The 13,542-nt window shown below is 64.7% G+C and carries 14 protein-coding genes; 9 read left to right on the top strand and 5 right to left on the bottom strand.

Annotated elements, in window-relative coordinates; translation table 11 throughout:
• Positions 1 to 2: 2 nt before the first annotated feature.
• From IF690_RS15195 to IF690_RS15180, 4 genes are all read right to left on the bottom strand, one after another.
• Positions 3 to 920 (bottom strand): universal stress protein, encoded by a 918-nt coding sequence (locus IF690_RS15195; RefSeq protein WP_202696287.1) that lies wholly within the window; start codon positions 918 to 920, stop codon positions 3 to 5.
• A gap of 106 nt (positions 921 to 1,026) precedes the next feature.
• Positions 1,027 to 2,268, bottom strand: a complete 1,242-nt coding sequence (locus tag IF690_RS15190) for an MgtC/SapB family protein (RefSeq protein WP_202696286.1) — start codon at positions 2,266 to 2,268, stop codon at positions 1,027 to 1,029.
• A 43-nt stretch (positions 2,269 to 2,311) separates the two neighbouring features.
• A complete protein-coding gene (locus IF690_RS15185; protein WP_202701772.1) occupies positions 2,312 to 2,554 on the bottom strand; it encodes a hypothetical protein in 243 nt (80 codons plus the stop codon).
• Between the two features lie 3 nt (positions 2,555 to 2,557).
• Positions 2,558 to 2,743 (bottom strand): hypothetical protein, encoded by a 186-nt coding sequence (locus IF690_RS15180; protein WP_202701770.1) that lies wholly within the window; start codon positions 2,741 to 2,743, stop codon positions 2,558 to 2,560.
• Between the two features lie 180 nt (positions 2,744 to 2,923).
• On the opposite strand from IF690_RS15180, the gene IF690_RS15175 reads away from it, so the two are divergent.
• Positions 2,924 to 3,856, top strand: a complete 933-nt coding sequence (locus IF690_RS15175) for a universal stress protein (protein WP_202696285.1) — start codon at positions 2,924 to 2,926, stop codon at positions 3,854 to 3,856.
• Positions 3,857 to 3,953: 97 nt separating this feature from the next.
• On the opposite strand, the gene rfaH is transcribed toward IF690_RS15175, so the two are convergent.
• Positions 3,954 to 4,457: a transcription/translation regulatory transformer protein RfaH gene (gene rfaH / locus IF690_RS15170; protein ID WP_252189474.1), complete on the bottom strand. Its 504-nt coding sequence runs from the start codon at positions 4,455 to 4,457 to the stop codon at positions 3,954 to 3,956.
• A 777-nt stretch (positions 4,458 to 5,234) separates the two neighbouring features.
• On the opposite strand from rfaH, the gene IF690_RS15165 reads away from it, so the two are divergent.
• From IF690_RS15165 to IF690_RS15130, 8 genes are read left to right on the top strand one after another with little or no spacing between them, the layout of a single operon-like run.
• Positions 5,235 to 7,163: a phage tail sheath family protein gene (locus IF690_RS15165; protein WP_202696283.1), complete on the top strand. Its 1,929-nt coding sequence runs from the start codon at positions 5,235 to 5,237 to the stop codon at positions 7,161 to 7,163.
• A 12-nt stretch (positions 7,164 to 7,175) separates the two neighbouring features.
• Positions 7,176 to 7,694 carry a phage tail protein gene (locus tag IF690_RS15160; protein ID WP_202696282.1) on the top strand — a complete coding sequence of 173 codons (519 nt, stop codon included), beginning with the start codon at positions 7,176 to 7,178 and terminating at the stop codon, positions 7,692 to 7,694.
• 9 nt (positions 7,695 to 7,703) lie between these two features.
• Positions 7,704 to 8,441: a hypothetical protein gene (locus IF690_RS15155; RefSeq protein ID WP_202696281.1), complete on the top strand. Its 738-nt coding sequence runs from the start codon at positions 7,704 to 7,706 to the stop codon at positions 8,439 to 8,441.
• Positions 8,438 to 9,283: a hypothetical protein gene (locus IF690_RS15150; protein ID WP_202696280.1), complete on the top strand. Its 846-nt coding sequence runs from the start codon at positions 8,438 to 8,440 to the stop codon at positions 9,281 to 9,283. The genes IF690_RS15155 and IF690_RS15150 overlap by 4 nt, the downstream gene beginning before the upstream one ends.
• A gap of 38 nt (positions 9,284 to 9,321) precedes the next feature.
• The gene (locus IF690_RS15145) at positions 9,322 to 10,455 is read left to right on the top strand and encodes a Pvc16 family protein (RefSeq protein ID WP_202696279.1); all 1,134 of its coding nucleotides are present in this window, start codon (positions 9,322 to 9,324) and stop codon (positions 10,453 to 10,455) included.
• Positions 10,452 to 12,605, top strand: a complete 2,154-nt coding sequence (locus tag IF690_RS15140; RefSeq protein ID WP_202696278.1) for an ATP-binding protein — start codon at positions 10,452 to 10,454, stop codon at positions 12,603 to 12,605. Before IF690_RS15145 ends, IF690_RS15140 begins: the two co-directional genes overlap by 4 nt.
• Positions 12,602 to 12,871: a hypothetical protein gene (locus IF690_RS15135; protein WP_202696277.1), complete on the top strand. Its 270-nt coding sequence runs from the start codon at positions 12,602 to 12,604 to the stop codon at positions 12,869 to 12,871. The genes IF690_RS15140 and IF690_RS15135 overlap by 4 nt, the downstream gene beginning before the upstream one ends.
• The gene (locus tag IF690_RS15130) at positions 12,868 to 13,536 is read left to right on the top strand and encodes a hypothetical protein (RefSeq protein ID WP_202696276.1); all 669 of its coding nucleotides are present in this window, start codon (positions 12,868 to 12,870) and stop codon (positions 13,534 to 13,536) included. The genes IF690_RS15135 and IF690_RS15130 overlap by 4 nt, the downstream gene beginning before the upstream one ends.
• The last annotated feature ends 6 nt before the right edge of the window (positions 13,537 to 13,542 follow it).

Genomic DNA, 13,542 nt, shown 5'->3' with positions numbered 1-13,542 from the left:
GATTACAGGCTCTTTTGCGGTTTTATCGCTAGCACACTGCAAGGTGTCCGATGCAAAAGCTGCTCGGCGGTGCTGCCCAAGCGTTTTTTCAAGCCCTTGTGCTGCACGGTTCCCAGGACAATGACGTCAGTGCGGTGGGCAATCGCGAAGTCACAGATGCACGACAGCGGCGTACCCTCGATGAAGTGGCGACGCTCTGGCGGCACGCCATGGCGTTCGGCCAGGGCCGCGAATGCCTCGAATTGCGCCTCGCCCAATACTTCGTAGATCCCGGCGCTCAGTGGCAGCACGCCAACCCCCATGTCCTGGGCATACACCGCGGCCCAGTCATACACATGCACCAGCTCGACTTGCGCAGCACATTGCCCGGCCAGCTTGACCGCGGCGTCGATAATCTGGTCGTTGAACACCTTGTCCTGCTCTTCGCTGCGCAACACGTCGACGATGGCCAGTACGTTGCGTGGCAGCGGGTTGAGGGCATTGGTCACCAGGTGCACCGGCACCGGGCAATCCCGTAGCAGCTGCCAATCCAGCGGGGTGAAGAACACGCGCTTCAACGCGGGCTCTTCTTCGGCATCCTTGACGATCAGGGCCAGGGGTATCTCATTGACGAAGTGCAGGATCTCTTCGAACGGATGTTGCACCCAGACCACTTCGCTGGTGACCTCGATCCCCTGTTCGCTCATCGAGCGAGCTTGCTCTGCAAGCCATTGCCGATGGTTTTGCAGATACCCGTCCCGGGCCAGGGCGATCTGTTCGGGCGCGAACAGGCCGGCCACCGCCAGCGCCTGCAGATAATCGAACGCCACGATATGCAAGGGTAACTGCATCGCCCGGGCCAGCGCCGCGGCGCGGTCGAATGCCGGCGTCCGGTTCATGGCTGGCGGGGCAATCAGTAGTAAACGCTGAGTCTGTGACATAAGGCACCTCGGCACGCGGCCGTCTCAAAACACTGACTGGAATTGCAGATTGAAGGTTTCAGGGCCGGGGGACTTGATCTTTGTCAGCTACCCGAAGCGCCAGGCTTCAGCGCCACCAGCTGCCCGCCCACATCGCCAGCGTCAGCAGTACCTGGCCGGGAATGACATACGCGGCGAAGCGGCGCCCGCCACTGACCCAGGCCACCAGGCATTTGCTCAGGGAGTTGCTGCTGACCGCGATCAGCACCGGCGTGGCAATGACCTGGAGCGGCAACTGGCCGGATTTGGCCAGGGTGGCTATCGAGGCGATCGACGAGTGGGCGTCGGCGAAACCGCTGAGGGTCGCCGTCACCATCACCCCTACTTCGCCAAAGTGGCTGAGCATCGCCGAGGACAGGAAGGTGATACCGGTCATGGCCAGCGTGACGAGCAACGCCAGCTTGAGGTTGAACGCACCGCCCACCTTGATCGGTTGGTGGGCAGCGCCCAGGGCCGGTCTGGGGAACATCAGGGCCAGCCCATACAGGGCCGTGGCCGCGGCCCCGGCGAACAACACCCCCCACATAGGGCGAAGCAGACCGGTATCGACCGTGCCCAGGATCAGGCCCATCTGGGTCACGGTGGCCAGGTTGGAAAACAACGCCGCCGCGCTCAGGAGCTTGATGTTGTTCGGCTCTCTGGCAGCGATATGTCCCATCGCGGCAATGGTCACGGTGCTGGAAGCGAATCCCGAGGCGATGGCACTGATCGCATAACCGTAGCGGGTGCCCAGGGCGCGAACAGCGATATGCCCTACCGCTCCTACCGCCATCAACAACACCGTCAGGGTGCAGATGGTGCGCAAATTGATCGCGGCATAAGGTCCGATGTAACGGTCCGGCGCCAGCGGCAGCACGACCAGGGCGGCGATCAGCAAGACCAGGCCATCGCGCATTTCCGCTTCGCTCAATTGGCTGCGGGCGAAGTGATGCAACTTCTGTCGGTAGGCCAGCAGCCCGGCCATCACCACGCCAATGGCAACCGCCAATTCCGGCGCCGTACCGCACATCGCCCCCAGCAGCAGTACCGTGAGCAACGCCACTTCGCTGGTCACACCCGGGTCGCTGCTCAGGCTTCGCCAATACGCCACGGTGACCAGCGAGGCCAGGCAAATTGCCATGATCCCCAGCAGCGGGCCACCACCGATCTGCATGGCCACGTACCCCAATAACGCGGTAATGGCAAACGTGCGCAACCCGGCACAGGCACGGCTGTCTCCTCGCCCCTTGTGCCGCTCGCGCTCCAGGCCGATGAGCAGGCCGATGCCCAGCGCAGCCGCCGCGCCCTCCAGGCCAAGGGTCGCACTCATGGCGCCTCCATCCGGGTGAACCTTGCAGCCCTGGCCACGAGGCTCACTTCACCAGGCCTGGGCAGGCCCCCTCGCTGATAGTCGCGGCGCATCGCTCGCCGGCTGCCCGCGGGGCATCCCCCCTCAGGCCAGGGCTGGCCGGCCAGGCATGTGGCGCATCGATGCGCGCCCTGAGTTGACCGACAAAGGCCGTTGCCGCTTCCAGGCTGCTGAAGCTCACTTCCAAGGCATCCATGTGCACCACCCAGCCATGACCGGTCGGTTTCTCTGTGATGTCGATAATCATCGATCACCTCCGTTCAAGCACGAGCGTCAACCGACCCGGCATAAGGCCGATCGGCCCCAGGGCGGATACCGCGACGGTGTCGCCGATATTGACCTCGCCACGCTCGGCCCCGGAAAACCCGGTGGACCCGCGCTTGAGTCCAGCAAGAATTCCAGGCTGCTCCGGGAGGAAGGACCCGAGGTTGATCATGATCAACAATTCATCAATGGGCCCTTCGCGATTGACCACACGTCAGCTGGCCCGACCCACTGCCGGATGGGTTGATACAGATCAAACGCGCACCACCGGCCAGAGGCAGGATTAGAGCAAGGTTTCACGGCCGAAGACGCATCGTCGCCGTTGCCTGCAACTACCCATGGGAGATTCGTCATGTCCGAGCAATCACGTTTCATGCTGGTCGCCTCGCCGCTGATGGAGAACAGCCCTGCCTTCGATCGGGCCGCCGCGCTGGCCAGGGCCGAAGACGCGGCACTGCACATCGTCGCCTTCGACTACCTGGAGGGTCTGGCCACGGCCAGCCTGGTCAACGAACAGGCCCTGGAGCAGATGCGCCTGGGTTACGTCGAACGCCATCGCCAGTGGCTCGAAGAACAGGCCCGCCCACTGCGCAAACTGGGGCTGACCGTCACCACTGAAGTCGTCTGGGTCGAAAGGCCCTTGCAGGAAATCCTGATCCACCTCAAAGAACAGCCCATGGCCTTGCTGATCAAGGCGCTGCAACACGAATCGCTACTGTCGCGGGTGATGTTCACCCCCCTGGATATCCACCTGCTGCGCGAATGCCCGGTGCCCCTGCATTTTGTCAGCCATGTACGGCATGCGTTGCCACGCCGGATCGTCGCGGCGGTCGACCCGTTCCATCGCAATGGCCAGTACCAGGACTTCAACGACCGGATACTGCATGAAGCCTCGAAACTGGCCAGCGCCTGCAACGCCGAACTCGACGTGATCTACGCCCATGACTTGTCTTCCATCGACGCGGACGAATTCAACTTCGACCAGAGCTCGACGTTTTTCTCGTCCAGCAAAGTCAAGACCCTGTTCGACGCACAGGGTGCCGCCTTCAACGAACTGGCCGAACGCAACGGTATTCCACCGGAACGCCAGCACATGATCATGGGCAACCCGGCCAAGGTCCTGACCAGCTACGCGGACGCCTATGACGTCGACGTGATTGTCATGGGCAGGGTCGGTCATCGCGGTGGCCTGGGCCGCCTGATCGGCAGCACGGTGGAGCAGTTGCTGTACAAGATGCCTTGCAGCGTATGGGTGGTTTCGCCAGAGGTGCTCGATAACGAATAAAGCGTATTTCGTTACTTTCTGGAGCGTTACCCCACGCGCCTGACCGGCATCGAACGACATCCGTGGCGCCCGACAGCCATGATCCTCATGCTTGCATCTACATGGCTGCCCGGGCTGCCAAATGGGATAACGGTACCCGGATCCGTTGCTGACGATTAAGGATGTTCAGCAACAGCACGACCCGCTCTTCGCCATCCACGGCAAGGAAAATCGCGGACATCTCGGCATCGGAGCCCACCTTGACCAGGACCTTGTCGCCCGGGTTAAACGCCTTGAACACGGTGGCAATGGCACAACGCTGGATGAGATGCCCGATGATGTCATCCGGCACGCGGCAGGGCTGACCGGAGAAACCGACGACCTTGCTCACACCGCGGGTCGCACGTAGCGCGGTCCAATTGTCTTGGGCATGCAGATGGACAAACAGATAGCCGGGGAACATTGGCTGTGTGAGCTGCTTGAGTCGCCCCCCCTTGATGGTTTCGCAGCTCATGGCTGGACAAAAGCAGTCGAACCCTTGGCGAAGCAGATGCTCCTGCGCTCGCTGATCCTGACGCGACTTGCATTGCACGAGGTACCAAGCGATATCGGGTAAATCCACTGGCCGATTCATAAGCTGTCCCTGGCACGAGCAAATCCTTCCCTGACGTTAGTTCTTCCCACTTGGCAGTGCCGTTTTACCGACTAATGGTCGGGTGAGGAAACAAGTTCCGCCGCCAGGTAGTTTCCGGTCTATCCGCTGGTCGGAAAACATCGCGTTGCCTAGTGGAAAAAATTGCGCTACCTGGCACTCGAACTATCTTGAATTCTGTTCTACTCCCACGAACAACTGAAGGCAAAACGCCATCAACCATAGCAGATGGAACTGTGTCAGTTTTTTAATACGCATGTTTCAGTCCTGCACTATTCGCCCCCTTGCGCAGCGGCGAATTGCGGTAGCCTTGCCTAGCATATTTTCCTGGATAACTCGTTCTATATCATCAGCTTGTCGCTACCTAGGCATGAGTGGCCACAAGCACTTTGCGGGCGTTAACCAGGCTGTACCCATCAGGCCGGCAACTCAATAGATCGCGTTTGGGCAAGCCAGTCTTCCTTATTGAAAAAGTTGATGGCCGCCCTGCCCCATTTTGTTCGCCTACTTGAATACCGATCTATTCGCCAACAATTGGCTGAACGGATTAATAGCTTGATGGCAACTAATCCAGGTGCAACTAACAAGGCCTATGTTTTAGCACCTGTCTGAATATACGCAGTGCCGGGCTCTGTTTATATCCCGGTCTTCGAACATATCAACTAGTTCATACCAACAGCCCACCATGGAAGTCTTTGCCGGACTTGCCCCTGGGTGGGACTTCTGCATAGCAAAGGAGCCGGCGTCATGGTCCAAGTCAGCTATCCCGGTGTCTACATCGTCGAAAAGAACAGCGGAGTACGCACCATCACCGGTGTCGCGACCTCGATCGCCGCGTTCGTCGGCTACACGCGCAAAGGTGTGCCCGACAAGGCCGTGGCCATCACCAGCTTCGCCGACTTCGAGCGCAGCTACGGCGGACTGGATCGCGACAGCCCGGTGTCCTATGCGGTGCGGCAATTCTTCATGAACGGCGGCACGCAGGCACTGGTCGTGCGCGTGGCGGTCGGTCACGCCACTGCCGCCTGGGCCTTGCAGAACAGTGCGGCGGCCAACGTTCTGCAGGTCGCGGCGGCAACCCCCGGAGCCTGGGGGAACGACTTGCGGATCACGGTCAAGCACACCGGCGTACGCAACGTCGATGCCGACTTCAACCTCATCGTGTCGCAGTTGCCACCAGGCGGTGGCCCGGCAGTGACGATCGAGACACACCGCAACCTCAGCATGGACGTGAACTCGGCGCAGTACGTCGAGTCGGTCGTCAACCACGCCTCGGCGGCGATCCGGGTGACTCGCGACGCGGCGCTGCCCGTGTTTACGCAGCGCGGATTCGCCGTCAGCGGCGACCTCTCGGCGGCGTTCGCCCCACTTACCGCCAGCAACGCAACCCTGGGCGGTACCGTGGACGGCGAACTGCCCTTCCTCATCACGCTGGCCAACACCAGCTGGCCCGACATGGCCACGCTCCTGGCCGAGACGGAGGACGCCATTGACGCGGTACCCGGCCTGGCCCTCCGGCTCGAGGCGGTGGAAACCGGCGCCGACGGTGGCGCGGGCAACGACCACCTGACACTGCGCTCGCTCACGCCTGGCGAGACCTCCAGTGTCGTCATCGCAGGCGGCTCGTTCGGCGGCCTGGCCGCAGTCATCCACATGGGGCTCGCCAACGGCGGTCGCGAGTTCACCGGCGCGGCCGAACACCGCCCGGTCGAAGTCGACGACATTGGGCCGAGCAATACCGGTGCCGACGGCTCACGCGGCGGCGCACTCGACTTGCTCGGACTGGAGCTGCCCAAGACCGGCATCTATGCCTTGCGCGACGTCGATCTTTTTAACCTGCTGCTGATCCCGGAAACCTTCGACATGACCGCCGGGCAGGAAGCAGGGCTGATTCCGCCGGCGGTCGCGCTGTGCGTGGAAAAACGCGCCTTCTACATCGTCGACGCGCCGTCGAACCGCACGCTCGCGACGCCCGGCACTGAGATCGGTGCCTGGGTGCAATCGATGCTCTACAGTCTGAGCAACAACGCGCGCAATGCCGCCACCTACTTCCCGCCGGTGCGCATCGTCGATCCCCTCGACGGGTTGCGCCCACGTGCAATGGCACCCTCGGGAACCCTGGCCGGCATCTATGCGAGAACCGATGCGCAGCGTGGCGTATGGAAGGCTCCGGCCGGCACCGACGCGACCTTGAACGGCGTGCTGGATGTGACGCTGCCGATCAACGACATCGAGAACGGCCAGCTCAATCCGCAGGGGATCAATGTGATCCGCAGCTTCCCGGCCTACGGCCGGGTGTCCTGGGGCGCGCGCACGGGACGAGGCGCCGATGCCCACACCGACGAGTACAAGTACATCCCAATCCGTCGCCTTGCGCTCTTCATCGAGGAAAGTCTCTACCGAGGTACACAGTGGGTGGTGTTCGAACCCAACGACGAGCCGCTGTGGGCGCAGATCCGCCTCAACCTCGGCGCGTTCATGAACGGCCTGTTCCGCCAAGGCGCGTTCCAGGGCAAAACACCGCAGGAAGCCTTCTTCGTCAAGTGCGACAAGGAAACCACGACGCAGGCCGACCGTAACCTCGGCATCGTCAACATCCAGGTTGGCTTCGCCCCGCTGAAACCGGCGGAGTTCGTCATCATCACCATCCAGCAGATCGCTGGCGACCTGCAATAAGGGAGTCGAATCATGGCCCAGTTCGCCGTCAACACCCATCGCTTCGATCCCTACAAGAACTTCAAATTCCGCATCAAATGGGACGGCCGCTACGTCGCCGGTGTCAGCAAGGTCGGTGCGCTCAAGCGCAGCACCGAGGTGGTCGAGCACCGTGAAGGCGGCGACCCCTCGACCTCGCGCAAGTCGCCTGGGCGCACCAAGTACGAGGCCATCACACTCGAACGCGGCATCACCCACGACCCCGAATTCGAAGCCTGGGCCAATAAGGTCTGGCATGTGAACACCGGGCTCGGCGCCGAGGTGAGCCTGAAGGACTTTCGCAAGGACCTGATCCTTGAGGTCTACAACGAGACCGGCCAGGTGGTGCTTGCCTACAAGATCCTGCGGTGCTGGGTGTCCGAGTTCCAGGCGCTACCCGACCTTGACGCCAATGCCAACGCGATCGCGATCGAAACGCTCAAGCTTGAGAATGAGGGTTGGGAACGCGACCCGGATGTCTCCGAACCGGCAGAGCCGGCCATTGCAGGGTGATCCCGGACCATGCACCAGCCTCCATTAAACGTGCGGCCGTTCGGCCAAGCGGTAGACCTCGACCTGGACTTCAGCGACGCAGACCGTCCGGAACTGGTGACACGGCTGCTCGGGCAATGTAGCGAGCACGGCGATCCTGCGTTCTGGTGGTCGCAACCGGTCAGCGCCCGTACCTCGGCCTTGCTGCGCCTTGTCGCCGCGACCGAGCAGGCCGAGGCGTTGTCCTTCACTGCCCGCTGCACCCAAGTTGCCTGCGGCGAAATGTTCGAGTTCGAATTGCCACTGCATGGGCTGGTCGTTGGTGCGGACGAGACGACCCCGATCCGGGTGTTGCTCGACGGGCAGCGCGTGGTGACCCTGCGCCGTCCCACCGGCGGCGACCTGCGCCAGTGGCGCGCGGCACGGCCGGCTTCACGTGCCGAAGCGGTGCGCATGATGCTCGACACGCTCCTGCTCGACGGCCAGGTCCGGCCGCGAGACGAAGCGCGGCTGGCCGAATCGATCGCCGCGGCAGACCCATTGGTCGCCTTCGCGGTGTCGTGCAACTGCCCAGCCTGCGGGGCCACGAACGAGGTGCCGGTCGATCTCGACGCAACGGCGCTGGCGCGGCTCGGCGCGCACCAGCAGGCACTGTTGCGTGCGATACATGGCCTGGCGTCGCACTATGGCTGGAGCGAATCGCAGGTGCTGGCGATACCGCCGGCACGCCGTGCGCAGTACCTGGCATTTATCGAGCATCAATCATGAGCGACTACTTCGGCGCCTTGATGCGTTCCAGCGGCTTGACGATTGGCGCTGCGACGACGGATTCGGCGCCGCCGGCCAGCACTGCGGACCTGCTCGAAACAGACATCGAGCGCAGTGCGCCGGCCCTGCAACCGCCACCCACACTGACAACTCAGCCCCAGGCCCGGCCATTGCCCCCGGTAGCGACCAGCGCCAAGCCCCGGTCCGGGCGCGAGGCCGAGGCACCGGCAGCACGGCCGACGCCCCCCGGTCAGGACACCATGGCGGACGTCGATCGCCGGCACGACAAGAGCGGATACAAGGATGTGCTGCCCACCGCCGTGCAAGCACCGCTGGCAGCCGCCTCGCCCACCGACTACAACACTGCGGCCGCCCAGCCGCCCGGCCATGACGTGGTGCGTGCGGTCATGCAGTGGGTGGCGGCCGACCCGCAGCTGGCGACTTCCAGGCCGCCGCGCGAGACACCGCACGCTCCCCTGGCGGCGCTGGATGGGGCCGAGCTGCCTGCCATGCGGGAACCGACATCCACGCTGGGTAGCGTGCCGCAAGCCCGTTGGCCCGCGCAGGCGCCGCAGCACAGCGTGGCGCAGGCTGTCGAGGCGGAGCAAGGCCCCCCCCGTTCGGCGACCGCCGTGCCGCTGAAGACGGCATTCGCGCCCACACCCGCGCCAAGCGACGAACGGGGCGAAATATCCATCGGCGCGATTCACCTGCGTGTCGATGCCCCGCCGGCACAGCCCCTGGCCCTCGCACGGCCAGCACCAGCCGCCGCGCCACGTGCCGGCGCGCCCGCCTCGACCCCACGCTGCGCCCTCGCGCGGCGTGCACTGCGCCGTATCTGACCATGGCACTCGCTGACTCTGGCAGGGCGATTGGCGCAGTGACGCGCCTGCTCCAGGACCACCTGATCCGTCGCGGTTTCGAGGTCTCGATTGGCAAGCCCGAAGATGCAGCCCGGAACGATACCAACGAGAAGCTCAACCTGTTCCTCTACGAAACGGCCTTCGATCCGCACCTGCGCAACCTGGCGCTGCGCGACGGCGAACCGCCTCCGCTGTGGCTGGTGCTGAAGTTTCTGCTAACCGCCTTCGACACCACCGAAAGCAGTGACAGCGCCGCCGCGCACGAACTGCTGGGCCGAGGCATGGCGGCGCTGCACGAGCTCAACTTCCTGCGCCTGGATCCGCTGGTGCCGCTGGACGTGCAACTGGCGCTGGAACACAACCCGGAGCCGTTGAAACTGAGCTTCGACGAGTCGAACGCAGAGCTACTGTCCAAGACCATGCAGGGCACCGATGAACGCTACCGGCTTTCCGTGGCCTTCCAGATGCGTCCGGTGATGATAGTGCCGGCCAGCCTGCCGCGCGGCTCGCTGCTGGTGGGCATCGATTACAGCACCGCGCCCGAGACCCTCATCGGTCGCGACGGCGTGCAGATCGAGGTGCTCCCGTCGCTGGGCGCCCGGCTGGACCGGGTCGAGCCCGCCGGCTTCGAAGTCGGCGCGACGCTGACCCTGTATGGCGACGACCTGAGCGCCAGCAGCATGGAAGTGCTACTCGGCAACGTGCCGCTGAGCATCGTCGAGCGCCAGGTCGACCGGCTCATCGTCACTGCCGAAGGCAGCCCCGGCACCCCCATTGCGTCCGGCACCACCTTGTCGGCCGGCGAGATGCCGCTGGTCGTACGTCGCCGGCTGTCGCCGACACGCACGCGCTCGAGCAACCTGCTGGCCGCCCGCCTGCTACCCACCGTGCACAGCGCCGCGCTGGTCGCCGGCAACCTCGAACTGCAAGGCCTGCTGCTTGGCAACGCCTCCGACGACACGATGGTGTTGTTCTACCGCGAATCCGACGGCGTGACGGTGCACCTGTTCGACACGGTAACCTCGGCCCCGGACCAGCAGACCCTGTCGATTCCCGGCGCCGCGGCGGCGGTGCCGGCAGGCAGCTACCGCGTCATCCTGCGCGTGAACAACCAGCAGGCGAAAGCCAGCCCAATCGTGGTGGTGCCATGACCAGCGATCCCCTCGCCACGCGCAAACTCGCCGATCCGGTCGCGTTCCTGCCGGGCGTGCACGGCCAGGATGCACTGGCGCAGTATTGGCTGAGCCAGGTCACGCTACGGCTGCGCCGCGAGGTCTGCTGGCTGTGGCGCGAACGTAGCCTGCAAGGCGCAGGCAGCGATGAGGGCACGGCGCTGCCGCCGCCGGTGGATGCGGCGCTGGCCGCCCTCGATCTGCTGCGCTACGAACATGACAAACGCAGTTTTTTCGCCGAGGACATTACCGCGCGCTACCTGAGCGAGCGCATCGCCATGGCCGCGCCCCCGGCAGCGACCGGCTGCGCTCGCGGCTCCTTCAGCTGGGTCGCGCAACACCTGGGGCTCGCGCCTGTCGAGTGTTTCGTGCTGGCGATGGCATTGCTGCCGAGCGTCGACAGCGCAGCCGGTCCGGTGATCGCCAGTTGCCTGAACGAACCGTCGCGCGGCACCCCTACCCTGGCGCTGGCACAGCGCCTGTGGGACGCGCCGGACGAGTTGCCGAGGTGCTTCGACCCGGCGCATGTCCTGCTGCGCCATGGCCTGCTCGTCGGTCTTCCAGGCATGGAACCGTATGACTGGCAGAGCGCGCTTTCAGTGCCGTCAATGGTCGTGCGCGAACTGCTGTTCAGCGCCAGCGAGCTGCCGCCGGCACTCGAGGCGATCACCCCATGCCGCCTGCCGGAGAACCTGGATCCGGCGACCACCGCGCGTATTCGCGCCGTGGTGGCGAACCTCTCCGGCGGCGAGGGAACCTGCGGCATGCGCATCGTCCCGGTGATCGGAGCGCCCGGCGCGCCGCTCGCCGAAGTGGCGGCAGCCTGCGCCGAACGGGCCGGCGTGCCGACCGTGCGACTCAGCGCCGCGCTAGCCCGCGAATACCTGGCGCAAGCCCTCTGCGCCGCCTGGTTGCGCGGCTGCGCCGTGTATCTTTCGGCCGAGAGCCTGACCGCGGGTACGGCCCACGACGGAGGGCTGGTGCGCCCGCCTCTGCCGGGCCTGGCGCTCATGCTGTTCGTCGGTGTGCACGATCGCGCCGCGTTACCCGGGCTGGGAACGACACTGCCGGCCATCAGCGTGCCACCGCTGAGCTACGCCCAGCGGCTCGATTGCTGGCGACAACAACTGCCCGACACCCCGCTCGCCCCGGCGCTCCCCGAACTGGCACGGCGCTTTCGCTATGAACAGACGGCGATTGCCCGTGTGGGCTCGGAGCTGGCGACACTCGGTCGGGTGCCCAGCCGCACCGAGTTGTTCGCCGCCGCGCGGGCCGACCTCGACCTCGGCACGCTGGCGCAAATCGTCGAACCGCGTTTTGCCCGCAGCGAGCTGATGCTGCCGCCGGCACAGGCCGTGCAGATCGACGAAATCGTCGCGGCGATGAATAACCTGACTCGCGTGCACTATGCATGGGGCACCGCGCGCGCCTGGAACGAAAGTGGGCTCGCCGCCCTCTTCGCCGGCCCGCCGGGCACCGGCAAGACCATGGCCGCCGAGGCAATCGCCGCCGAACTCGGGTTACCGCTGTACCGCATTGACCTGTCCCAGGTCGTCAACAAGTACATCGGCGAGACCGAGAAGAACCTGCGCCGACTGTTCGATGCTGCCGACTCGGCGGACGTGATCTTGTTCTTCGACGAGGCCGATGCCCTCTTCGGCAAGCGCACCGAGGTCAAGGACGCACACGACCGCTACGCCAACCTTGAGATCAGCTACCTGCTCGAACGCATGGAGCGTTTCAAGGGCCTGGCGATTCTGGCCACCAACCGCAGGAAGGATCTCGACGAGGCGTTCCTGCGCCGCTTGCGTTTCGTTGTCGAGTTCCCGTTGCCGGGGCCGGCCGAACGGCTGCACATCTGGCGCAGCGTGATTCCCGCCGGGGTCGATGCGAGCGAGGTCGACTTCGAGTTTCTCGCGCAGCGTTTCGCCCTGGCTGGCGGCCATATCCGCGGCATCGTCTTCCACGCCTGCCTGCAAAGCGCCACCGAGGGCGCGCCCCGGCGCCTGGGCATGCCCGCCGTGGTGCAGGCACTGCAACGCGAGTACGACAAGTTGGACCGTGCCAACAGCCTCGACCAGTTCGGCCCCTACGCCGCGCTGGTCGCCGCCCAAAGGACCAAACGATGACCGCACCCTCCTCTGCCCGCCGACGTCTGCACATCGATGCCCTCGAACTCGACCTGCGCGGCATCTCGCCGGCCACCGCCGAAGCGCTCGCCCGCTTGCTGGGGCCGGCGCTGGCCCAGGCGCTGGCCCAGCAACATGCGCCGCTCGCGCCGCACGAGCGCATCGATGCCGGCAGCCTCGCCTGCCCCGCCGCGCCCAATGCCGACGCCCTGGCGACGGACATCGCGCAGCACATCGCCGGTCGCCTCCGGGGGGACCAATCATGAGCCTGCTGCGCGGCGCATTGATCGAATACGGCAGCGACCTGATCGGTCCGATCCCCAATGTGGTCATCTTCCAGTTCAACCCGGAGTCGCTGTCGCGCACGCTGGAGATTCCGCCACGACCGACCGGCCCCACCCAGCGCGAAACCGCCCAGGCGGGCGAGAAGACGTTCGAGAAAATCAGTTTCAAGGCGCATTTCAGCGCCGCCAACCTGCTCGATGAAGGCAAGGCCCTGGCAGAGCTGTTCGGCATCGGGCCGCAGCTGGCGGCACTGGAGAAGATGGTGCTGCCCAGCTCGAAGCTTGCCGGCCTGCTCGGCGCCGCCCTCGATGCGATAGGCGACGCGCTCGATGGTGGCGGCGACGACCTGCCGGCCCAACCGATACCGCGGGAAAAGTACCCGCGCATCCTGTTCATCTGGGGCCTTGCGCGGGTACTGCCGGTGACCATCGACTCGATGAGCATCACCGAACTCGAGTACGACGCGATCCTCAACCCGACCCGCGCCGAAGTCGACATTCAACTCAGTGTCATCTCGGTGGACGACTACTCGGACGACTTATTGGCCAAGGGTGCGCTCGAGTACTCGAGCATCGCCAAGGAAGCCCAGGCTATCGCCAACCTGGCCAACGCCGCCGGGCAGATCGTCGAACTCATCCCTCTCTAGCCAGGA

This window comes from Pseudomonas sp. SK3(2021) (assembly GCF_016772375.1).
GTDB lineage: Bacteria > Pseudomonadota > Gammaproteobacteria > Pseudomonadales > Pseudomonadaceae > Aquipseudomonas > Aquipseudomonas chlororaphis_I.
This window is presented reverse-complemented; position numbering and strand designations above follow the sequence as displayed.